This is a genomic window from Senimuribacter intestinalis, from assembly GCF_943192965.1.
Lineage (GTDB): Bacteria > Bacillota > Clostridia > Peptostreptococcales > Anaerovoracaceae > Senimuribacter > Senimuribacter intestinalis.
The window spans coordinates 17,595-41,418 of the sequence record NZ_CALPCF010000023.1; the positions used below are offsets into that span (position 1 = coordinate 17,595).

Genomic DNA, 23,824 nt, shown 5'->3' on the forward strand with positions numbered 1-23,824 from the left:
CTTACAATTAAAAGCGGTGTCCCCACAATAAACCAAAAGTAATCAATATACTTTCCAAAACTACTGCTCCAACTCTTGTTCTTATACCTATAAATCATGCTACTTAAAAGCATGCACTGAGTTATTATACATAGTAATAATGTAATATTTATTTTTCCATATCATTATCCTTTTATTTAATACATCTCAGTTTTATTGTCTGTCCTTTATATTGTCTTCCTTCAACCCATCTACCGCCTTGATGCTTGTAATATGCCCACACTTCATAAGTTACTGTAACCTGTGTATATTTATATCCCATTACATCTGCAATTGTAGCAAATCCTGATACTATCCAAGATACATTACCTAAAACAGGTATAAATTCACTTCCTAATTTTTTTACTATATTCCGAGCCAAAATAAATTTTGGCTCGGAACAAAATTTTAACCTTTATACTTAATCCTACGTCAAATCCTTTATGACGGAAATTTTATGAAAATGGCACACAGTGAATTTCCATCTGACTGCGAAGTTCTGCGACTCGTTCTTCAACCTGCTTTTTTGTCAAGGTAATTTCATATTCCGGCTCTTTCAAATAGCAAGCATTGACAATATCGCTATACAACTCCGGAATTGCAAAATACACATCCATTAAAGGGTCGTCGCCCTCTTCTTCACCATACGTTATGTCATAAGGCAAATTCTTATCCTGCCAATGGGCATAATGATTTCGCGCCCATACCTTCATACTTGACATGAGAGCGGTATAACTACTTTGTAAGTCAGAAAAAGTGGTTGATTTCTCATCGAAAACCCCTAATGCGGACTCACAGAAAGTAGCAAAGCACTCTTCAGATGCACTCGCCTGGAAATTATATTCCGAACGCTCATTATCCACATGTTTTTCATATACTGCAATCGAGATTATCAATATTACTAAAAATATGCTAATGAAAGTTTTGCTCTTTTCCACGAATAGCTCCTTTGCCTTTCAGTTCTTTAGTTCAAATTCAAATTATGCGAAATTGTCGCAGTACCGGTTTTTATGGAAGCGGTTCTATCTGTATTCAAAAATAACCTATAAGTTAATAAGAATGATACAGAAATATTTGCAGTCTTTTTCCCCGCCTCTTGCTTATAAGACACTTTAAACACAATTCCATACTTTATATCTATCTCTGCAGATGATAATATTTATTTCTTTCTGCATCTGCTTTTTGTTTGCCTTTGCCTCATTTTTTTTGCAAGTTTATAACCTCATTAACGCGAGAACAAAGGAACAAAACAATCAAAATCCATAATACACATTGCGGTATAGGATACACAAAATTACCATATTCTCCATCAATAGCAGAGCAAATACCCGCAAGTAAGACAATTACACCTATAGACATTCCAAAATTTTTATAGGTTTTTTTCAATGATACCTCTCGATAAATCCCTTTCCATGCCAAGAATAAACTTCCTATGCATGCAATCAAAACTGCAGCCTGCCGCACATATCGACCAATCGCAACAACCAGAATTCGTGTGTGAAACATTTGCATCCATTTTTCTTGCGAAAAATAACCATTTTCGGGCGAAAGCCTCAAATCACTGACTAACATGCAAATGTCGTAAACAATGAATCCGAAAACCAGAATGATAGGAAATACATAAATCAGTTTTTTCATTTTCTTTTCCCTTTCATTTTTGCCATGTGCCATTTTATTATGGCACATGGCAATCTTTGCAACTAATTTATGAAAGTAATGCTGCAACTCCAAAAACTTCAGTATCCGTTTCTGCTTTAATGTTTATCATTCCAAGGTTCGCTTTTTTCACAATATCGTATCGTGCAGTAACGCTTACCTTATGTGTTTCCGGAACTTTGTTAATCGAAATATTGTCATAACTTAGTCCCCCAGACATCATAGGGAAACTCAGTTTTGGTGTAGAAACACTGGAAATTTTTCCGTTCTTAACTACAACACTATAAGATAAATCGACTTTATATTCACCGGTTCCCAGTGTAGCAAAGCTCGCAAGACCATAAGCTTCTCCTAAAATTTTATGGGTTTTATTCCCAGAAATAGTTTTTTGTATGCTCATTGGAGCAATCATTCTTTGCATAATTATATTATATAATTTATTTTAAATATAGGATTTTTCTTAAAATATGTGCTGTGGCTCCAATCACGATATATTTCTTAAAAGCTCTTTCTTTATATATAAGAAATATCATCCTTTCGATATTTTCACAAAGCACTAAGCTCTTTGGTAATATTTTTTGTTTCTCTGCTCATTCCAATCCTCTTACTTATGCCTCCTCTTGTTAAAAGGAATTTTAAGCCTTTGTTTAAACCCCTGCTAGCCTCTTAAGAATACTTATAGAAATTATCTTTCTGATGCACTCTGCTTTGGATAGTGGAAGATATCAGAAATCGAGTCTCTGATATCTCCCGATGCAATATGATTAAGGGTCTAATCCCTTCCCTTGACTAAAGCCTACCACCTTCACTGTCAAAATACAAGAGCTTTCGGGAAAGTGGGCGTTTTTTCGGGAAAGCGGTCAAATTTTACATAAATTTACAGGAAACGAATTGTTATTCTCCTCATTAATACTGTTGTCATAAACAGAATCAGCCCACAAAAGTAGGAACCTGCATTATCTTAACTAAGTCAAGGTTTGTACCTCGCCAATTCATCACATAAGATTCGTCATATTGAATCCATAAAAATCTTTTGCAAGAATAAGTTAAAGTTCCGATCTTTTCATCATTTTCGTATATGAAAAGCTTCTCCCCTTCTTTTTCTGCCTGAAAAATTCTGTTTTCTTTTGCACAGTACAGCCACAGTTCTGAAAAATCGACGCCGTTCTCCTGTGCTTCTTGCTGCAGTTCAGACGGCGCGCCATTTCCTGTAAGCGAAATCACAAAATTCGCTGGATGGATGATTTCTGCTTGTTCTTCATTTTCTACCAGATAGGATCCATGAAGCGGATCATCTCTTTCATACTGCGGAGCTTGAGATACGAAATAGATTATCACTACCGCAGTAATGATAACTGCAAATATCAAAACTGTAATTCTGATGGCTTTTCTGTTTCTGTTCATGACAAATCTGCCTCCACTTTTTTATGCCATCTTGATTGATTCTCCACTAAGACCCACATATCTAACAGCTTTTGATTTCTTGAATATTTTTTTACCGCCTGTCTAACAGCATATGGATTTCAAAAATCCCAGTACAGTAATTACAAACAGAGGAATACCGATAAAAACGCCTAAATAATCCACATACTTTTGCAACGGTTCTTCCCAATATTTTCTTTTAAAACCACGCCAGGCACCCCGTACTAGCCAAAATTGTCCACCTAGGCAAAGCAGTAATGTAATACTGATATCCGACATTATGTCTCTCCTGATTATTTTATTAAAGTTAAAAGAAGTGAAGATTTAAAAATACTTTTGGAAATTGTCTTCAAAATTCATTTTTCTTTGGATAGTGGAAGATATCAGATGTCGAACCTCTGATATCTCCCGATGCAATATGATTAAGAGTCTAATCCCTCCCCCTTGACTAAAGCCTACCATTTTCGCTGTCAAAATACAATAACTTTCGGAAAACTGGTCATTTTTTCGGATAAGTGGTCATTTTTTACATAAAATTACAGTAATATATGTAAATTTTATTTAAATTTTTCATTTATAAGGCTTTCTTTACGAAAAAAACTATGAAAAAGGACTTTACATGAAATCCATGCAAAGTCCTTTTATCTCACATTTGGTTATACTCTTTCCACTCCGATACCGGTCTTATGTCCATTGAGGTCATAGGTTTCCAGTCCGGAAGCCTCTTCAATGGAAGTTGCCAGAGTTTCCTTCTTGATATAGTCGCCGAAAGTATCTACTGCAGCTTTCACATCTGCGTCTGCTTCCACGAAAATCTTGATGTTATCCATCATCTCGTAGTCGTTTGCTTTACGCATCTGCTGTACCTTGGAAACCAGCTCTCTTGCAAGACCTTCCGCAGCAAGCTCAGGTGTCACGGTCGTGTCAAGAATGGTGAACACGTTGTTTTCCATAGCTACCGCAAAACCTTCTTTAGCATTGATGCGGACATCTACGAAGTCCTTCTTTATTTCAACTTCTTCACCGTCTAAGTTCAGCGTCATAGCGCCTGCTTCCAGACGAGCTACCACATCAGCAGCGTTTTCCTTTGCAAGAGCCGCGCCAAAGGCTTTGATATTCTTACCTAGAACCGGTCCTGCCACCTTGAAGTTCGGCTTTAAGGAGAAGTTCATATACTGGTCAAGCTCCTCTGCAAAGACAACTTCCTTGACATTGAGTTCTTCCATAATCAGCGGCGTCAAGTCCTCGATTACCGCCTGATACTTACCATCTACCAGAATTTCAGAAAGCGGCTGTCTTACCTTGATTCTTTCCTTTTCTCTGGTTCCTCTGCCCAGAGTAACTAAGGTTCTGACAAGATCCATTCTCTCCTCTACCTTTTTGTCGATGAGGCTTTCGTTTGCCTTCGGGAAGTATGCCACATGAACAGTTTCCTCACCGGTCAGATTGGTATAGATTTCGTCAGACAGGAACGGTGCAATCGGTGCAATTAGCTTAGCTGTGCCTACCAGCACTTCGTAAGTAGTCGCATATACGCTCTTCTTGTCTTCAGTCATTTCCTCCGCATAGAATCTTCTTCTTGCGCGTCTGATGTACCAGTTGGACAAGTCCTCAGCAACAAAGTCTGTAATTGCACGAACAGTCTTCATATGGTCGTAGCTGTCCATATATTCTGTTACATCTTTTACCAGCTGATTATATTTGGAAAGAATCCATCTGTCCAGTTCAGGTCTCTTGTCATAATCTACTGTCAATGCCGCAGCATCCACATCGTCCTGATTGGAATACAGTACGAAGAAATTGTATACGTTTTTCAAAGTGCCGAAGAACTTGCTGACAACATCGATGAGTCCGTCCTCGTCAAACTTGGTCGGTGTCCACGCCGGTGATACAGAAAGCAGATACCATCTGGTCGCATCTGCGCCGTATTTGTCGAAGAGCTCAAACGGAGAAACGGTGTTTCCTCTGGACTTACTCATCTTCTTTCCTTCTTTATCCAAAATCAGGTCGTTTACCAGTACATTTCTATACGGCGCCCTGCCCATGATAAAGGTGGAAATTGCCATCAGGGAATAGAACCAGCCTCTGGTCTGGTCGATTCCCTCACAGATAAAGTCTGCCGGGAATAGCTTTTCCTCAAATATTTCTTTGTTTTCAAACGGATAGTGCCACTGTGCAAACGGCATAGCGCCGGAATCGAACCAGCAGTCCATAACCTCCGGAACTCTGCTCATCGGCTTGCCGCAGTGCGGGCACGTGATGTGCACGTCATCCACATACGGTCTGTGCAGCTCGATAGACGTATCGATATCCTCGATAGCTTTTTCTACCAGTTCTTCGCGGCTTCCGATACATTCCAAATGACCGCATTCACATCTCCAAATCGGAATCGGTGTTCCCCAGTATCTGGAACGGGAAATTGCCCAGTCCTTTACATCTGCCAGCCAGTTGCCAAAACGCTTCTCGCCGACAAATTCAGGGAACCAGTTTACAGTGTTGTTATTGGCAACAAGCTGATCCTTCAGCTTGCTCATTTGGATATACCAGCTTGGTTTTGCATAGTAAACAAGCGGTGTACCGCAGCGCCAGCAGTGCGGATAGTTGTGCGCCAGCTTTTCCTTGGAGAAAATTTTGTTCTCTCCTGCCAGATACTTGATGATATCCACATCAAGACCTTCTTCCATAACAAAGCGTCCCGCCCATGGCGTTTCTGTATAGCAGCCTCGTTCGTCTACAGGCTGCAGCATTGGCAGGTTGTATTTGCGTCCGCACTGATAGTCGTCTTCACCAAATGCTGGTGCAGTATGCACGATACCTGTACCATCTTCTACGGAAACGTAATCCATGCAGGTTAGGAAGAATGCTTTCTTGCCGCCTTCCGGCTTTACAAATGGCATCAGCTGTTCATATTCGATATATTCAAGAGCGCTTCCTTTCATCTCTTCTAAAACTTCGTATTTGCCTTCGCCCAGCACTTTGTTCGCAAGCGCCTTTGCAACATAGAAGATATTGCCCTCTTCATCGCCCTCTGTCATCTTTGCTTTGATATAGTCGATGTCAGGACCTACGGTCAGAACAGTATTGGAAGCCAGTGTCCAAGGGGTTGTGGTCCATGCCAGGAAATATTCGTTTTCGGCGTCTTTACGCTTGAACTTGCAGACCAGCGTGTTAACCTTGACTTCCTTATAGCCTTGGGCTACTTCGTGGGAAGCAAGACCGGTTCCGCATCTCGGGCAGTACGGCAGAATCTTGTGACCTTCGTAAATCAGTCCTGCCTTGAAAAACTCTTTCAGAATCCACCAGCCGGATTCAATATAGTTGTTGTCGAGGGTAATATACGGATTATCTAAATCTACCAGATAGCCCATTCTCTCTGTCATCTCTCTCCACATGTCTGTGTAAGTGAAAACAGATTCTTTACACTTCTGGTTAAATTCCTTGATACCATATTTTTCGATGTCCTGTTTGCCGCTCATGCCCAGCTGCTTTTCGACTTCGATTTCTACCGGCAGACCGTGGGTATCCCATCCTGCTTTTCTGTTGACCTGATAGCCTTGCATAGTCTTATAACGGCAGATAGAATCCTTCAAAGTTCTTGCCATCACATGGTGAATGCCCGGCTTTCCATTTGCAGTCGGAGGACCTTCAAAGAATACGAACTTCTCGCCGTCTTCTCTGGCGCTGACACACTTGTGCAGCAGATCTTCTTTCTTCCATTTCTCGACCTGTTCGTTCTGTACCTGTGCTACAGGCTTATCCGATAATTTCTTGAACATGTATCTCTACTTCCTTTCTGTTTTTTCAAGTTCGGGGTATTCTACAATAAAAAAATCCCCAACCGAAAATATGATTTCCGATTAGGGACGATTCAATTCTAAACCGCGGTACCACCCTAATTGCTAAACCTCGGACGCTTGCATAAATCCATATGCGCCTTAAGGCTGCCTCTCATTAGTGCGCAGGCTCCGGAGTGATATTCGCAAAATCGCAGCTTCACCGATCATCTCTCAGCAAACGATGACCTCTCTGTAAGGGTATTACGCCGGGCTACTGGTTCCTTCAACGCCTGATATAAAGTTTTACTTACGTACCCAAATATTTTAGCATTGTTTCGGCTTGTTTGCAAGCAAAATCTTTGCTGACATTTCGTATTTCACTTTACAGAAAAAAGCAAAATTCGATTAAAAAAATGCAAAGTTCAATCTTTTGATATTACTACAAACTAAATTTTCTTATCTTTAAGCAGAAATTTGCGCAAAAACTAGCAGTATGCATGTACATATTTTTAAGATTCTACAAAAAATCCTCTATTTTTTCTTAGATACTAATCCAGGTTGCATTTATCACCCAACAGCACCTGCTGGTTTTCCTTTTTTTGATGTAATAAAGGGTAAAGTTCTGTAATGCAGAAATTCATTTCGACATTCAATCTGAAGTCAGCACATATATAACAGCAAAAATCCCATTTTACATCTCCGCTCTTTGCCGAATTGCTATATCTCACCTCTTGCTATGCAGCCCGAATGCAATATAAAGCACAACACCTATCACATTCATGCCACTAAACAGTGCATACACGCCAGTCGCGCCAAAGAAGTCCATTGCTACCCCTCCAAAGAAATTGCACAAAATCGTACCGCCATTGGAACTGACTGCATAAAAGGCTGCTACTGTCAGCGCAATGAGGCGAAAAGCCACTGTCTCCGATAGATACTTAACGTATTCAGTCAGCAGAATCCCATTTACCATGCCTTGCAAGAAAAAAGTAGCTAGCAGAAATATATCAGAAGGTCCCAGTGCATAAAGCCCAAAACGCACTGCAGACAGCACCATAGCAAAGGCTATGGTTTTCTCTCTTGAAAATTTTGCGCAAAGCTTTGGCGCCAGCGCCATAAACGGCGCCTCACTTCCTACCATGAGAAGAAAAGCAGTTCCTACGCCTGCTACGCTGCCGCCGCCTTCTGTAAAAAGAAAGCTAAAATAAGTATTGTTTGCCACATTAGTGCCCATGACGAAAATGCCACAAAGAATCAGCTGCAGCGCCCGCTTTTCCTTCAGAAGTTCCTTATAACGGATTCTTTTTCCATTACAGGCAGCGCTTGCAGCAGCGTCCTCATCACGCTGCACAGTCATAATGGTAAATGCCGCCAGTCCAAAAGCGACCGCATTGAGATAAAAAATATTTTCAAGGCCCCATGTTCCTCCGATTTTACCCCCTGCAAAAACTGCTGCTGCGTACCCAGCAGCGCCACATAGCCGAATCGCCGAAAAATGCACCTGATCCTCTTCCAATACCAGCGCATCACACAGTCCCATGACTGGTCCCTGGAAAAAATATTCCAGACCATAGGTCGCAATAAAAATCAGAAATATCGTCACAAAAGAATTACAGACAGCCATTGCACCCGCTAAAAGGCATATCAGCGCAATTACTTTTCTTCCATCGCGGCTGTTGGCATATCGATTGCCCCAAAAAGTGGACGCAAAAACAGCAATTGCTGTTGCCATGGAAGTCACCGTGCCGATTTGCGTTCCGCTAAATCCAATGCTTGCCATATATTGCCCGATTAGTGGATTGATAACCCCCATAGCAGCATAGCCGAATGTATAAAATAATTTAAATTTTGTCGTCTTTTTCAAACTATTTCTTCCTTTTTTTTAAATTTATAGTATTAAGTAGTATAGCAAATCACGCCTCGGTACACAATAGCAATATCAATTATTTGGAGGTGTATTTTTTGATTATCGTTTGTATTCGAACCTTTATTTTATACTTAGTCGTGCTTTTCACCCTGCGAGTCATGGGAAAATCCGAACTTTCAAAGATGTCGACCTTTCAGATGGTAGTTCTGTTTATGATCGCTGAACTTGCCTCTATTCCTATCGACGAGCCGTCATCTTCTCTGATCAACGGCGCTATGGCAATCTTTACACTGCTTTTCCTGCAGGTACTGCTTTCTTATATTTCTATCAAAAACGAAAAATTTAAGAATTTCATCAACGGCAGACCCAGTGTCATTATTGACAAAGGCATGATTAATGTAAAAGAGATGCAAAGGCTTCGCATTACCGTCAACGATCTGTTTGAACAGCTCCGTCTGGGCAACTGCCCTTCTATTTCAGACGTAGAATATGCCGTTATGGAATCTAACGGAGAACTTTCTATTATCGCAAAGACAGATCAGGAAAAACTACCGCTGGTACTGATTAGCGACGGCATACTTTATGAAGAAAACATGGCAAAGACTGATACCGATTACAATACCCTGCTCTGCATGCTTCAGGCAAAAGGTATTACCGATATTAGCGAAGTCTTTGTCGCCTTCTATGATGGAAAAAGCATGTTTCATGTTTATCCTATGCCGCAACACAAACAAAATTTTTCTGGCGAGGTGTACTAAAATGAGAGCACTAATCACTTCAATTATCTCTCTGGCGCTTTTAATCGGCTGCTGGGGAATCTTCTACCACTACTCCGATGAAAATCTGAATGGAATCATCACTGAATGCGAAGATGTAGTTATGGCAGCTATCCAAAACGAAAACTGGGATGAAGCCTATGATACCTTTAAAGAACAATACAAAATATGGCATGAATACCAGAACAAAGCGCTGTATTTTCTCGACACACAGCCCATCAACACCGCCGACGAAGAGTTTGCCAAAACGTTAATGTATATCAAGGCAAAAGATGTATCAAACAGCAGCGGCGAACTTCTGGCATTGACAGAGCAGCTTCGTGTACTTCACGAAAACGAAGGGCTTCATCTACGCAATATTCTATAATAAAATAGATGCACTGGAAAAGACAGGGCTTTTACAGCATACCCACCGCTGTTTCACCCTGTCTTTAGTCTTCTATGATTTCATACATATCCGCAGCATCCTCTTTGCGGCAGGATTCTGTCAGCTTCAGCACTTTTGCTGTAAGAGAGCTGTTGCCGAAAGAAATGTGAATCACATCTCCCTCCTTTACCTCTGCACCAGCTTTCACAACTTTGCCGTTCACGGATACACGCTCCTGATCGCAAGCGTCTTTTGCCACAGTTCTGCGCTTAATCAAGCGAGAGTTCTTTAAAAATTTATCGATTCTCATGAGTTTCCCTCCTATCCCAGTTTAAAAAGAAAAAAGGACAACGCAGGGTTGTCCTCTGTAAATGCTCTATTATTTGTTTACTGCGTCTTTCAGAGCCTTACCTGCTTTAAATACAGGAGCCTTGGAAGCAGCAATTTCGATTACTTCTTCCGGTTTTCTAGGATTTCTTCCCTGTCTAGCTTTTCTTTCTCTAGTCTCAAAAGTACCGAATCCGATTAACTGTACTTTATCTCCCTTAACCATTGCCTCTTCTACGCTTGCGAGGAATGCGTTAATAGCAACTTCTGCATCCTTCTTGGTAAAATTTGTCTTTTCTGCTACTGCAGCAACGAGTTCAGCCTTATTCATTCTAAAAATCCTCCTTAAAATTATAGATAAGCATTGAACTTACTCTTTCTTTGCCTCTTGCCAAAGTCTGTCCATTTCTTCTAGGCTCAGATCTGCTAAATCCAATCCTCTCTTCCGTGCAATCCTCTCCATACAGTCAAAGCGCTTGATAAACTTAACGGTAGCCTGATTCAGAGATTCCTCGGGATCGATATTTAAAAATCTGGAAGTATTGACCATCGAAAACAGCAAGTCCCCATATTCTTCAGCGATATGCGCATCATCGCGCTCTCTGTAAGCTTGTACCAATTCTGCAAGCTCTTCCTGAATTTTATCAAAGGGACCTTCTGCATCGGGCCAATCAAACCCAACTTTGGCAGCCTTGCACTGAACCTTGGAACTTCTAATCAAAGCAGGTAATGCCTTAGGCACTCTTACCAGCCGATCGGTATATCTAAGTTCCTCATGCTCTCGGCTCTTCATATTCTCCCATTTTTCAAGGGCTTTGTCAATAGTTTTTGCATCATCTTCTAAAAAAATGTGCGGATGTCTGCGAATCATCTTCTCACATTCCTCATTAATGACATCTTTCAAATCAAAATGTCCTTCGTTTTCTGATAAATTGCTATGAAAAACTACCTGCAGAAGTACGTCTCCCAGTTCTTCCCTTAGATTCTCCGTGTCCTTTTCTAAAATGGCATCTACGGCTTCATAAGCCTCTTCCAGCATACATTTGGTCAGCGTTTCGTGGGTCTGTTCCCTATCCCATGGACATTCTTTTCGCAAAATCTTTACGATTTCTACAAGACGCAAAAGTGCGTCCGCCTCATTATCTTTTGTCAAATACAGTGCTTCATACTCTTTTTTCATAATTATTTTACAAACCTCTTTAAAATTTTTACAAGTTTGGTTCCGCCTGGCATTGTTTCCACTTCATCCAGAGTAATAGCTTTCAGGGTAAAGATTAAAATGACATACACCACGACGCCTACCATAATGGCAAACAGCGTCGCAATGCTATTTCCAAGAAATCCTGCTGCAAGGCGATATGCTGCAAAAGCACATACCCCCATAAGCATAGCAGCAAGACACGGGCGGATATAGGTCAGATTGTAGTTAAATTTAACGCCTGTATACTGCTTTACTGATCTGTTATTGAGGACCAACGCTACCACATAGGCAAACATGGTGCCCACAGCAGCGCCTTTGATATTGATATCATGAATCCCGACCAGAATAAAGGTCAGAATGACTTTTCCTACACAGCCTATAGCAAGATGAATCACTGGCAACATCTGCTTTCCGATAGACTGCAGCACGCCGACAGAAGTCTGCGTAATCGCTAGGAAAATAACACTGATTGCCATAATCATCAGGGTCGGTACTGCAGCGATTGCACTGGCTTTTTGATCGGAATACAGCAAAATCATAATTGGCTCTGCTAGTGCAAAAATACCAAATGCGCAAGGAAACGCCATAATCATGGTCGTCCTGTACCCCAGCTGAATATTTTCCTGCACGCCCTGTCTGTTATGAACCTTGAACGCTGCTGCAATAGCAGGAACCAAGCTGACTGCTACAGCTTGCGTAAAGACCTGCGGAAATGCAATCAACGAATTACAAAAACCACTTAAAAGCCCATAAAGAGTCTTTGCTTCTTCGTAAGACCATCCTGTCGCCTGCAGTCTAGTCATAATAATGCCTGTGTCAATCAAAGTCATAATCGGCATAATCTCACTGCCGATTATAATTGGAATTGCAATTCCGACGATTTTACGCAGAATAACGCCAGTTTCCTCCACCTGTTTATTATTCAAGTCGATTTTTCGGTGAATGACCCTGCGATTCAGCATGTAGATAACAACGATAATGCCAAGACCTGCGATAGAACCTGCCGATGCTCCAAAAGAAGCGCCTGCCGCAGCTTCTTTCAGCCCTGTATCCAAAAGCTTATAGGCGAGAGCCAGACCCACGATAACACGAATGAGCTGCTCCGTTATTTCAGAGATGGCAGTAGGATTCATATTCTGCCGCCCTTGAAAATATCCACGGAATGCCGAAAACATCGGCACAAAGAGCAGCGCTGGAGAAATGGCTTTTACCGCCAGCGCAGCATCTGGATTTCCAAGGGCTTTAGTGATTGCTTCTCCTCCGAAAAAGCATGCTGCAAAAGAGACGATACCGATTCCAAACAGTAAAGATGTGGCAACCTTAAATACCTTATGGGCATTTCTGTATTCCCCTACAGCAATTCGCTCCGATACCATACGTGAAATTGCCACCGGAATGCCCGCCGTAGACAACACTAAAAGCGCACCGTAAATGGTATATGCAAATCCGTAGTAGGACATGCCGTCAGCACCGATCCAGTTGGTTAGAGGAATTCTAAAAACCGCTCCCAGCAATTTGATGACAACACCTGCAATACCAAGCACTGCTGCGCCTTTGATAAACTTATTTCCCTTGTTTGACATAATCCCTTTCGCTTTCTATAGTTGTTTTAAAATTGCTGCTGTGGCAGCTTCTGTTTCAAAGATTGTCTTTTCTATATCGATGGTAGTATATTCTCCGTCTTTATAGAGTACTTTTCCATCTGCCATCGTCATGACGATATCACCATCGGTGGCTGAATATACGATGTTATTCAGCATATTATGCACCGGGTGCATGTTAGCCACATCTGTGCGAAGCACCAGCAAATCCGCCTTGTTTCCTTCTTTTATGGCTCCACAGTCATATCTTCCCTGTGCCTGTGCGCCATTTATAGTCGCTGCTTCAAGCGCTTGCTTTGGTGTTATTACAGTCGGATTCTGCTCTCTTACCTTTGCCAAAATTGCAAAAGTCTTCATCTCCTCAAAGAAACTTAGGTTGTTGTTGCTTGCCACGCTGTCTGTTCCCAAAGCCACAGGGATTTCCCGCTTCAGCATTTCAGTCACGTTGCAGATTCCGCTGGCAAGTTTCAGATTGCTGACTGGGTTTGACGCGACAGTCACGCCTTTCTCTTTTAGAATATCGAAGTCTTCTCCTTCACACCACACGCAGTGTGCTGCAATTGCCGGCACATCAAATATGCCGCATTGGTTGAAATACTGTGCCGGACTCATGCCGTCGTGACGCGCCTTGCACTCTTCATGCTCTGACTTTGTTTCCGACAAATGTACATGCATTCGCACATCCATTTCCTTAGCCAAATCTGCTACACATCTTACTGTTTCTTCGTTGCTTGTATATTCTGCGTGAATGCTGGCGTCTATAATGATTCTGCCATTTTCTATACCGTTAAACTGTGTGATTGCGTCTCTGGCTTCTGTCATGGACGGAAGCTTTGTAATATCCATACCCATAGGATTTGCCACTGCCCGGGAAATATTCGCTTTTGCGCCGCTATCTGCCACAGCTTTTACCATATCCGGTATAAAATAATACATATCAGAAGAAGATATAATACCATAACGCAAAGATTCTGCCATGCAAAGGAGCGTGCCCCAATACACCGCATTGCTGTTTAGTCTGTCCTCAAAAGGAAAAATCCGCGTGTTGAGCCAATCCATCAACGCCAGATTTTCACCATAGCCCCTCATGAGAGCCATAGGAGAATGGGCATGCGCATTATAAAAGCCCGGAATCAGCAGCCGGTTCTTTCCGCTATAGATTTCTCCAAAATCTTCCATCGGTGTATCTTTGCCAATATAAATAATTCTGTCATCCTTCGTACCGACATACATATCGTGTTCAATCTCAAAATTTTGATTCAAGATTGTAATTTCTTTAAAAAGCATATTCTTTCCTCCATCAGGTTATACCGGTATTGTAACATGATTCCCTTTTTATGCCAATGGGTTTGAACGGATAAATTATGAAGATTTTATAAATTGCCCGGTATATTTTTCATAGCAAAGCAAAGACTAGAGATACAATATTTGTAATAAAGGAGAATAAGTTACATGAAAGCAACCGGAATTGTAAGACGAATCGACGACCTGGGAAGAGTGGTCGTTCCTAAGGAAATCAGAAGAATCCTCAGAATCAGAGAAGGCGACCCTTTAGAAATATATACTGGTGAAAGCGGTGAAATTATTCTAAAGAAATATTCCCCAATTGGTGATATGAGCCAAATCGCAGCAGAATTTGCTGAAACCGCCTCTTCTATTTTAGGCAGCACCGTAGCCGTTTCCGACACAGACAGCTTTGTTGCCGCTGCAGGCAAGCAGAAGCGTCAATTTGCAAATGACAAAATCGATGCAGAACTGGACCACATCATTCAGTCCAAAGATAGATTCCAAAGCGGACGAAAACTCATTGTTCCTATCGTCTCGCAAGGTGATGCCATCGGCTCCATTACAGTCCTTGCGCCGGAAGATAAAGACCTTGGCGAAGCAGAACTGAAAGCTGCTGAAATCGGCGCTGAGTTCATTGCGAAAAGATTATATGACTAATAGTAAAGAGTGTGCATATCTAGCTGCACACTCTTTATTGTATCAGGAAAAACAAACTGCCAGTGAACGGAGATTTACTGTTTCAAAATATGTCCCTGCCTTGACAAACACCTTTCCCGTTTGATAGACTGAAAGCACGATATTATTCTAAAGGAGAATCGACAACATGCGCAAACATGCCGTTTTTTTCTATTATGTAATCCCCTCTGTGCTGGCTTTTGCCTTATCAGGGGTTTACGCCATTGTTGACGGCTTTTTTATTGGAAACAGCATAGGAGATGCGGGGCTTGCCGCCATCAACTTTGCGTGGCCAGTTACAGCCCTGCTGCAAGCTCTTGGCACCGGTATCGGCATGGGCGGCGCAGTACAGTACTCCCTACATCTGGGAGGTGAACAAGACAGTCAAAACAATCCGAATAGCTACTTCCATGTAACAATCCTGCTGCTTCTTGCGTCTTCCTTCGCTTCCGCGGCTCTCTTCATCTTCGCCTCAAAACCTCTGCTGATTCTCTTTGGTGCGGAAGGCGAGGTCTTAAACATGGGCACAGCATACCTGAAAGTCATTGTCCTTGGAGCCGCTTTCCAAATCTTCGGCACTGGCTTTGTTCCCCTAATCAGAAATCTAGGCGGCTCTCTCTTTGCCATGACTGCCATGATTTGCGGCTTTTTAACCAATATAGTCCTGGACTGGCTTTTCGTCTGGCAACTGGAATGGTCGCTTGTTGGTGCTGCTGCTGCCACAATGACTGGACAAGGTGTTACCATGCTGCTGGCTCTGTTCTACCTAATCAAGAACAAAATCGGCTTTTCACTGCCGCCATTAAAAATACTGAAAAAACAAGCTGCCGCCATCGTAGGCGTTGCCCTGTCCCCCTTTGGTCTAACTTTTTCACCTAACATCATCCTGATTCTCATGAACAAATTTGCCATGATTTACGGCGGGGAAATGGCAGTGGCATGTTATGCTGCAGTTTCTTACATCACTATGATTATCCTGCTTCTTCTGCAAGGCGTCGGCGACGGCTGCCAGCCTCTTATCAGCAGATATTATGGTGAACAAAAGCACGACTACGTAAAAAGTACCAGGCAAATGGCTTACGGAACTGCACTGGTTCTTGCTGCCATCTGCATGGTACTGTTGTTTCTTGTTCGCGGAAGTGCCGCTTCTTTGTTCGGCGCTTCTGCAGCAGTGCGTGCGGAAGTTGCCGCAACGCTGCCCTATTTTCTGGCAGGCTTTATCCCGCTGGCATTTGTCAAAGTTACTACATCGGCATTTTACGCCACTGAGCAAAACCGATTCGCCTATATGCTGGTCTATGCAGAGCCAATCTTTTTGCTAATACTGCTCTTGATTCTGCCCAGGCTTTGGAATCTTTCCGGCATCTGGATTGCAGCCCTCTGCTCGCAGCTACTAACTTTCGCAGTATCTTTTTACTGCATTAAGCTTTCACCCCGGCAGGCTTTACACTCTTCTGTTCCTGCAAAATCTGCAAAAGCTTAACCGTATCCTTCAGTTTTTCTGTCGGTTTTACAGTAAGTCTGATGTAAGGCTCTACTCCGCCGTGCACAAATGTTCTCATACCGAAGGCTTCACTCACATTCATCAGGGCATAGCCGTTTAGAGGATTCTTTTCGCCGAATGCCACGATAACCTTACCCTGCTGCTCGTAGATTCGGGAGACAGCCAAATTCTCCGCCATGCTGCGGATCCTGGAAATGCGAATCAGATTCAAAGTTTCCCGCGGTACATCGCCAAAGCGGTCCATCATTTCATCGATAATTTCATCTTCGTCACTTTCATTTCTGACAGTGGCGATTTTTTTATACATCTGCAATTTCAGAGTTTCATTCTCAATATACCAAGTCGGAATATTGGCAGTAACCGCAAGCTCCACGGAAATTTCTTCCTGGTTGTCGTTTACTACCTCTCCCTGCAAAGCGCGGATTGCATCGTCTACCAGCTTGCAGTAAAGCTCATAGCCGATGTTCATCATATGACCGCTCTGCTCGCTGCCAAGAAGATTTCCTGCGCCGCGAATTTCAAGATCACGCATAGCTACTTTAAAGCCTGCGCCAAATTCCGTAAATTCCTTAATGGCTTTCAGCCTTTTTTCCGCAATCTCCGTCAAAACTTTGTCCTTTTGATACATCAGATAAGCATATGCCATGCGGTTGGATCTGCCTACGCGTCCTCGCAGCTGATAAAGCTGAGAAAGCCCGTATTTGTCCGCGTCTATGATAATCATGGTGTTAGCATTGGAAATGTCGATTCCCGACTCAATAATAGTCGTCGCCACCATAACATTGTGTTCGCCGTTGATAAAGCTCAGCATAACATCCTCTAAGGCATGTTCGTTCATCTGACCATGACCTACGCAGACTCTTGCCTCCGGCACCAGGCTTCTGATATTGTCCGCTAGTTTGTTAATGCCCCGCACCCTGTTGTACACGACAAAGACCTGCCCGCCTCGATCAAGTTCCCTCGTGATGATTTCACGAATCATGAAATCTTCCTGCTCAAGCACATAAGTCTGTACAGGATATCGCTCTTCCGGCGGCTCCTCAATGACACTCATGTCTTTAATGCCCGTCAGGGACATGTTGAGCGTCCTTGGAATCGGCGTTGCAGAAAGAGTCAAAACATCGATGTTCTGTTTCATCTGTTTGATTTTCTCTTTATGTGCCACTCCAAAACGCTGCTCTTCATCAACAACCAAAAGACCTAAATCCTTAAATTTTACATCACTGGAAAGAAGTCTGTGGGTACCAATAACAAGGTCCACCTGCCCCCTTCCAAGGGCGTCAATAATCTGCTCCTGCTGCTTTTCCGAGCGGAAGCGAGATAACATCTCTACTTTGAGTGGAAACTGCTCAAAACGCTCTTTTAGCGTGTAATAATGCTGATTTGCCAAAATGGTGGTAGGCACCAGTACTGCCGCCTGCTTGCCATCTGCAATGCACTTAAACAAAGCTCTTGCTGCAACCTCTGTCTTTCCAAAGCCTACATCACCGCAGAGCAGTCTATCCATGGCCTGAGGCCGCTCCATATCCTCTTTGATTTCCTCGATGGAACGAAGCTGATCGTCAGTTTCAGTATATGGAAATGCCTCTTCAAACTCTTTCTGCCAAACTGTATCCTCGCAGAAAGCATGACCTTTCTGCATTTTCCGCTGCGCGTAAAGCTTTAGAAGCTCCTGTGCCATTTCAGCGATGGCGGCTTTTGCCTTTGCCTTCGTTGCCTTCCACTCGCCGCCGGACAGCTTATTTATCTTAGGCGACGCACCATCAGAGCCAATGTATTTCTGAATCATATCCATCTGCTCAACAGGCACGTAAAGCATGTCGTTTCCGGCATATTTGATCTTCAGGTAATCCTTTTGCTCCCCCTGCACGCTCAGTTGCTCAAGACCCAGGAATTTACCGATTCCGTGATTTTCGTGAACCACAAAATCACCGCTCCTCATGTCTGCAAAGGACTTAATCTGTTCCGATTTAGTCTTTTTCTTTTTTCGCTTCTTTCGCTGCAGATTTTGACCGGAGAAGATATCATTTTCACTGATATAACAAATCTTTTCCTCCGGAAAATCCATTCCGGCGCTGAGAGTTCCCTCAGCAAAGATGATTTTTTCGTCGAGTCCGATTCGCTGCGCAAATTCCCGCAGATTGCCGATTCTCTCTTTGGAGGATGCTGCAATGACGATTTTATACTGCTTCTTCGCATAATTCTTTAGCTCTGCTTCCAAAAGCTCCATTCTGCCGCCGAACTCCACCATCTGCCTGCTCTGCACACTGTGAACAGCCGTAAGATGCTCCACACCCTTGATTGCCTTAGCGAATGGGGTCAACACATAAACACTTTCTTTTTGGTAAATTTTATAAAAGTCTTCCCTGCCGGAAAGCAGTTCCATGTCCTTTGGAATCACCTGCCCCCGCTCGAGGAAAATTTTAAAATCATCTTTCGTTTCCGTGCTTCTGGCATCCAAATATTCACAAATTCTGTCGGGATCATCTATGATAATCGTGCCGCCTTCCATATAGTCCCAAAGGTATTCCGTTTCTTCGTAGAAATAGTGAAGATAGTTTTCCAGAAGCTGCAGATTAGACACATTGGTAATATATTCACAAAGCTCATCTCTGCGCTTTTCCAGGTGGGTCGCCGCCTCTTCAAAGTCATCTCCCTTTTTCAAAAGCCGCTTTGCCTGCGCCGTATATTCCCTATGCAAAAGCTTTGCTGCCTCTTCAAAAATCCCTTTATCCGCCAACATATGCTCAGCCGGATAGATTTCCACAAACTGGAGATTTTCTACAGAGCGCTGGGTCTCAATATCAAAATTACGAATGGAGTCCACTTCCGTATCAAATAGCTCAATTCTGTACGGTAGTTCACTGTCCGGCGTAAAAATATCTAAAATACCACCTCTTAAGGAAAACTGCCCTTTGGTATCCACCAGTTCCATACGTTCATAGCCCAGCTTCACCAGAGATTCTTTTACCTTGCCCAAGTCAAGATCGTCGCCCAAAGAAACCTTCATGGAAGAAGATTCAAAATTTTTATGAGGTGTAATCTTTTTTACGGCAGCAGAAACAGGCGCTATGACAATGCAATCTTCCTTTGTCCTAAGCGCCTTTAAAATCTTGAGTCGTTCTATAAGTTGGTCGTGATTCTTGGCCTCGTAGCGCAAGAATACCTGATCTTCCGCAGGCAGCACCAAAATTTCCCTCTCCGAAAAAAAAGAAAGGTCTGATGCCAGCCTCCCTGCACGGGCGCTGCTGGCTGTGACAATCAGACTCTGTCCTTCTTCTTTCAGTATATGGGAAATAACAGGTGCACATCTGCTTTCAGAGATTCCTGAAATATTAATGATTCCCTTATTATTCATGTTCTTCCTTCTTCGGTCTTGCCTTTTTTGTGTTATACCGGTTCATAGCAATATCTACATCTTCCGCTAAGATGCATTCAATTGCACTGACCGCCTTGGTTACCGTCTCTTCCAGCACTGGCACTTCTTCCTTTGAAAATCCTCCAATTACAAAATCCACAAGGTCTCCCTTTTTCTGGCTTCCGATTCCGATTCTGATTCTCGGAAAGCGGTCAGACTGCAGCTGATAGACGACTGATTTCATTCCATTGTGAGTACCCGCACTTCCGAATTTTCGAATGCGCAGGGCTCCCAATTCGATATCAATATCATCGTAAATCACAATGAGTTTCTCGGGATCCAACTTATAAAAGTGCATGACCTGGCGAATGGACTCCCCACTTAGATTCATATAGGTCTGTGGCTTTACCAGAAGGACCTTCTGGCCAGCGATTCTTCCTTCGCCGACCAGCGCCTTAAATTTCAGTTTATCTACTTTTATGTCATGTTTTATTGCCAGCTGGTCTACGGTAATAAACCCCATATTATGTCTGGTGTTTTCGTATTTTTTTCCGGGATTTCCCAGTCCTGCTATCACATACATAACAAATTATATTCCTTTACATGAAAATTAGTCGAATAATTTACTTACAGAACCATTGGTGAAAATTCTCGTCATGGCTTCTGCAAAAAGAGGTGCAACGGACAAGAAAGTCATCTTGTCCAGTTTCTTTTCTTCCGGCATTGGAATGGTATTTAAGAGAACCAGCTCTTCAATGACGGACTGTTCCAGTCTCTCAACAGCAGGTCCTGATAATACCGGGTGCGTTGCACAAGCATAAACTGCCTTTGCTCCCAGTTCCTTGATTGCATTTGCTGCATTGGAGATGGTACCTGCAGTGTCAATCATGTCATCAAGAATAATGCAGTTCTTGCCGTCAATATTACCGATAATGTTCATAATCTCACTCTTGTTCGGCTCCGGTCTTCTCTTATCTACAATAGCAATCGGGCAATTTAAGTACTGCGCCATGTTTCTTGCGCGAGTTACGCTGCCGTGATCTGGCGATACAACACAGACATCTTCCAGTGCTTTATCTTTAAAATATCTTGCCAGAATCGGCATGCCAACCAGATGATCAACTGGGATGTCGAAATATCCCTGAATCTGATTTGCATGTAAGTCCATAGAAACCACTCTGTCAGCACCTGCTGCAACCAGAAGATTTGCCACAAGCTTTGCTGTAATTGGATCTCTTGCCTTAGCTTTTCTGTCCTGTCTTGCGTATCCATAATACGGAATTACCGCATTAATTCTTCCGGCAGAAGCTCTCTTCATGGCATCAATCATGATGAGCAGCTCCATCAGATTATCGTTTACCGGGTCACAAGTTGACTGCACGATGTAAACATCGATTCCTCTGACTGATTCCCAAAGATTGACAGAAATCTCGCCATCACTGAATTTTGTTACTGTAGCTTTACCCAGCGGCTTACCCATAATAGATGCGATTTCTTCTGCCAGCTTCGTGTGTGAATTTCCGGAAAACACTTTAAAATCCGAAAAAACGCCGTTTTTCATGTTTTGTACCTCTTTCTTTCTTCGATTGTTGCCAATCATGTTACTTATTATTTCTTTTTGTATAATCCCTTTTCCCGTGCCCAGCCTTCGATGTTCCGCTGTCTTTGCCTTGCAATTGCAAGAGAATCTTTCGGAACATCTTCTGTAATAGTGCTTCCGGCAGCAATGTATGCGCCGTCTTCCACAGAAACCGGCGATACCAGATTGGTATTGCAGCCAATAAATGCTCCGTCCCCAATGTTTGAGCGATGCTTGTTTGTTCCGTCATAGTTGACAAATACCACACCGCAACCTATATTCACATCTCTTCCGACGTCTGAATCCCCTATGTAAGTCAGATGAGATGCTTTTGAACCGTCTCCAAGAGACGAATTCTTGACCTCCACAAAATCTCCGACCTTGCAGTTTTCACCAATGGTGCAGCCCGGTCTGAGATAGGCAAAAGGTCCCACTTTGGTACCTTTTCCCACTTTACTCTCCATAATCACTGAACTCTGCACGGACGCACCGTCAGAGATGACAGAATCCTTAATTCTCGTATTCTGATAAATGGTGCAGCCCTCTCCGATAAAAGTCTGCCCTTCCAAAGTCACGCAAGGACCAATCAAGGTGCCGGCACCGATGGTAACCGTTTCGTCGATATACGCAGTGTTGATATCGACGAACTCCACCCCATTTTCCAGATGGCGAATAGCAACCTGCTTGCGCAGGGCTTCCTTTTCTTTATAATCTAAATATGTCATCTTACTCCTCTTTACCTCTCCATAATTAAATCGCCAACCTTGTAAATATCTCCTGCTCCCATGGTGATAACTAAATCTCCAGCTTCTGCATTCTTCTTTACATAGTTTGCAATTTCTTCAAAGCTGCTCATATAATAAACCTTTTTGTCAGGATGTTCTTTCTTAATTTCTCCAGCAAGTTCCTCAGATGAAATCTTATAGATATCCTTTTCTCTCGCCGCATAAATATCTGCAAGCAGCAAAACATCCGCCTCTTCGAAGGAGGCAGCAAAATCATTGAACAAAGCTAATGTTCTCGTATATGTGTGCGGCTGAAATAAGCACCACAGCTTATTGTGCGGGATATTATGAGCCGCAGCCAAAGTTGCCTTAATTTCCGTCGGATGGTGCGCATAATCGTCTACCAGTTTAACACCATTTTCTGTGGTGCCAACAATATCAAAGCGCCTTTGAGTTCCCTTAAATGCGCCCAAAGTTTCTATAATGATTTTTGAATCCACCCCCAACTGATGGCAGCAGGCAAAAGCCCCCACCGCATTGAGAATATTGTGTTCACCCGGTACTCTCAGCTTCACTGTACCTAAATTTTCGCCCTGATAATTTACATTAAAAACAGGCATGCCTTCACTGTCAAAAGACACGTCTGCAATATGATAGGTGCAGCTTTCGTTATAACCATAGGTGATGGCACCAGGGATGTCCTTGATAATTTTGCTGACAAAAGGATTTGCATCATATGCAATTATTTTTCCATCTTCCGGCACTGCCTTAGCAAATCGGTCAAAGGAGCTTACGATATGGTCGATATCCTTAAAGTAATCCAAATGATCCGAGTCGATATTCAAAATGACTTCGATTTTAGGACGAAGTTCCAAAAAACTATCTCTATATTCACACGCCTCTGTTACAAAGTACTGACTCGCTCCAACCTTTACATTTCCGCCAATCTCAGCCAGATTGCCACCAACTAAGATGGTCGGATCCAGCTTGGCACTGTTTAAAATTAAAGAAACCATAGAAGTGGTTGTAGTCTTGCCGTGGGTCCCGCTAATCGCGATACTGTTTGCAAAATCATCCATTAAAGTCCCCAAAACCTCTGCTCTGCCTGCCAGCGGAATATTCTTTTCTCTAGCTCTGACAATCTCCGGATTCTCTTCCGCTATGGCTGCAGAATACACAATCAGGTCTGCATTTTCTACATTCGATTCTCTATGGCCTATATAAATTTCTGCACCTTTTCTTTTTAAATTCTCGGTTAAATCTGACGCCTTCATATCTGAGCCAGAAACATGATAGCCTCTCGCCAGTAAAATCTCTGCAATGGCAGAAAGTCCTACACCTCCAATTCCAATACAGTGTATATTTTTATAATCACTCAGCTGAATCATTGCCTATTCCTCCAAATTTAATCTATATTTACTCTATTCTCATAGTTTGACTCTTGTTTCCAAAATTATGTGAATGACCTTACGAAGCGCCGTAAAAATTATTCTGGAATCATTATATCGCGACCATTCCGCTTTCCTTCTTGAATCGAAAGGAGCGATTCAATGATTCCTACCTTGTGAAACGTCGTAAAAATTATTCTGGAATCATTATATCGCGACTATTCCGCTTTCCTTCTTGAATCGAAAGGAGCGATTCAATGATTCCTACCTTGTGAAACGTCGTAAAAATTATTCTGG

The 23,824-nt window shown here is 42.6% G+C and carries 21 protein-coding genes; 4 read left to right on the forward strand and 17 right to left on the reverse strand.

Annotation, left to right across the window (positions count from 1 at the left end):
- Positions 1-473: 473 nt before the first annotated feature.
- The 7 genes from NFR88_RS14280 to NFR88_RS14310 form a co-directional block, all read right to left on the reverse strand.
- Positions 474-956 (reverse strand): hypothetical protein, encoded by a 483-nt coding sequence (locus NFR88_RS14280; protein ID WP_251617024.1) that lies wholly within the window; start codon positions 954-956, stop codon positions 474-476.
- 259 nt (positions 957-1,215) lie between these two features.
- Positions 1,216-1,749, reverse strand: coding sequence for a hypothetical protein (locus tag NFR88_RS14285; RefSeq protein ID WP_251617027.1), 534 nt, complete (start codon positions 1,747-1,749; stop codon positions 1,216-1,218).
- Positions 1,724-2,095: a hypothetical protein gene (locus tag NFR88_RS14290; protein ID WP_251617030.1), complete on the reverse strand. Its 372-nt coding sequence runs from the start codon at positions 2,093-2,095 to the stop codon at positions 1,724-1,726. The genes NFR88_RS14285 and NFR88_RS14290 overlap by 26 nt, the downstream gene beginning before the upstream one ends.
- 509 nt (positions 2,096-2,604) lie before the next feature.
- A complete protein-coding gene (locus NFR88_RS14295; RefSeq protein ID WP_251617032.1) occupies positions 2,605-3,078 on the reverse strand; it encodes a hypothetical protein in 474 nt (157 codons plus the stop codon).
- 102 nt (positions 3,079-3,180) lie between these two features.
- Positions 3,181-3,375: a hypothetical protein gene (locus NFR88_RS14300; RefSeq protein ID WP_160203305.1), complete on the reverse strand. Its 195-nt coding sequence runs from the start codon at positions 3,373-3,375 to the stop codon at positions 3,181-3,183.
- Positions 3,376-3,752: 377 nt separating this feature from the next.
- Positions 3,753-6,872: an isoleucine--tRNA ligase gene (ileS, locus tag NFR88_RS14305; protein WP_251617036.1), complete on the reverse strand. Its 3,120-nt coding sequence runs from the start codon at positions 6,870-6,872 to the stop codon at positions 3,753-3,755.
- Positions 6,873-7,596: 724 nt separating this feature from the next.
- On the reverse strand, positions 7,597-8,736 hold the full coding sequence (locus tag NFR88_RS14310; RefSeq protein ID WP_251617039.1) for an MFS transporter: 1,140 nt from the start codon (positions 8,734-8,736) through the stop codon (positions 7,597-7,599).
- A 98-nt stretch (positions 8,737-8,834) separates the two neighbouring features.
- On the opposite strand from NFR88_RS14310, the gene NFR88_RS14315 reads away from it, so the two are divergent.
- Together NFR88_RS14315 and NFR88_RS14320 are read left to right on the forward strand one after the other, a co-directional pair.
- Positions 8,835-9,497, forward strand: coding sequence for a YetF domain-containing protein (locus tag NFR88_RS14315; RefSeq protein ID WP_160203085.1), 663 nt, complete (start codon positions 8,835-8,837; stop codon positions 9,495-9,497).
- 1 nt (position 9,498) lies between these two features.
- Entirely contained in the window at positions 9,499-9,882 is a 384-nt protein-coding gene (locus NFR88_RS14320) for a DUF4363 family protein (RefSeq protein ID WP_160203084.1), read from the forward strand.
- A gap of 64 nt (positions 9,883-9,946) precedes the next feature.
- Here the strand turns inward: NFR88_RS14320 and NFR88_RS14325 are convergent, their stop codons facing one another.
- The 5 genes from NFR88_RS14325 to NFR88_RS14345 all read right to left on the reverse strand — a co-directional run bounded on the left by NFR88_RS14325 (position 9,947) and on the right by NFR88_RS14345 (position 14,298).
- On the reverse strand, positions 9,947-10,192 hold the full coding sequence (locus NFR88_RS14325; RefSeq protein WP_160203083.1) for an RNA-binding S4 domain-containing protein: 246 nt from the start codon (positions 10,190-10,192) through the stop codon (positions 9,947-9,949).
- Positions 10,193-10,261: 69 nt separating this feature from the next.
- Complete coding sequence (locus tag NFR88_RS14330) at positions 10,262-10,540, reverse strand: HU family DNA-binding protein (RefSeq protein WP_160203082.1); 279 nt, start codon at positions 10,538-10,540, stop codon at positions 10,262-10,264.
- Between the two features lie 39 nt (positions 10,541-10,579).
- The gene (mazG, locus tag NFR88_RS14335) at positions 10,580-11,389 is read right to left on the reverse strand and encodes a nucleoside triphosphate pyrophosphohydrolase (protein WP_160203081.1); all 810 of its coding nucleotides are present in this window, start codon (positions 11,387-11,389) and stop codon (positions 10,580-10,582) included.
- A gap of 2 nt (positions 11,390-11,391) precedes the next feature.
- Positions 11,392-12,993, reverse strand: a complete 1,602-nt coding sequence (locus tag NFR88_RS14340; RefSeq protein ID WP_161907652.1) for a putative polysaccharide biosynthesis protein — start codon at positions 12,991-12,993, stop codon at positions 11,392-11,394.
- A gap of 15 nt (positions 12,994-13,008) precedes the next feature.
- Positions 13,009-14,298: an amidohydrolase family protein gene (locus NFR88_RS14345; RefSeq protein WP_251617043.1), complete on the reverse strand. Its 1,290-nt coding sequence runs from the start codon at positions 14,296-14,298 to the stop codon at positions 13,009-13,011.
- A gap of 165 nt (positions 14,299-14,463) precedes the next feature.
- On the opposite strand from NFR88_RS14345, the gene NFR88_RS14350 reads away from it, so the two are divergent.
- Positions 14,464-14,955 (forward strand): stage V sporulation T C-terminal domain-containing protein, encoded by a 492-nt coding sequence (locus NFR88_RS14350; RefSeq protein WP_160203078.1) that lies wholly within the window; start codon positions 14,464-14,466, stop codon positions 14,953-14,955.
- A gap of 166 nt (positions 14,956-15,121) precedes the next feature.
- Positions 15,122-16,456: an MATE family efflux transporter gene (locus tag NFR88_RS14355; protein ID WP_251617047.1), complete on the forward strand. Its 1,335-nt coding sequence runs from the start codon at positions 15,122-15,124 to the stop codon at positions 16,454-16,456.
- Here the strand turns inward: NFR88_RS14355 and mfd are convergent.
- The 5 genes from mfd to murC are packed head-to-tail and all read right to left on the reverse strand — an operon-like array spanning position 16,395 to position 23,527.
- Positions 16,395-19,835, reverse strand: a complete 3,441-nt coding sequence (gene mfd, locus NFR88_RS14360; RefSeq protein ID WP_251617050.1) for a transcription-repair coupling factor — start codon at positions 19,833-19,835, stop codon at positions 16,395-16,397. The genes NFR88_RS14355 and mfd overlap by 62 nt on opposite strands.
- Complete coding sequence (pth, locus tag NFR88_RS14365) at positions 19,828-20,418, reverse strand: aminoacyl-tRNA hydrolase (RefSeq protein ID WP_251617057.1); 591 nt, start codon at positions 20,416-20,418, stop codon at positions 19,828-19,830. The genes mfd and pth overlap by 8 nt, the downstream gene beginning before the upstream one ends.
- A 27-nt stretch (positions 20,419-20,445) precedes the next feature.
- A complete protein-coding gene (locus NFR88_RS14370) occupies positions 20,446-21,396 on the reverse strand; it encodes a ribose-phosphate diphosphokinase (protein ID WP_160203074.1) in 951 nt (316 codons plus the stop codon).
- A 47-nt stretch (positions 21,397-21,443) separates the two neighbouring features.
- The gene (locus tag NFR88_RS14375; protein WP_160203073.1) at positions 21,444-22,139 is read right to left on the reverse strand and encodes a UDP-N-acetylglucosamine diphosphorylase; all 696 of its coding nucleotides are present in this window, start codon (positions 22,137-22,139) and stop codon (positions 21,444-21,446) included.
- Positions 22,140-22,150: 11 nt separating this feature from the next.
- Positions 22,151-23,527 (reverse strand): UDP-N-acetylmuramate--L-alanine ligase, encoded by a 1,377-nt coding sequence (gene murC, locus NFR88_RS14380; protein ID WP_160203072.1) that lies wholly within the window; start codon positions 23,525-23,527, stop codon positions 22,151-22,153.
- Between the last annotated feature and the right edge of the window lie 297 nt (positions 23,528-23,824).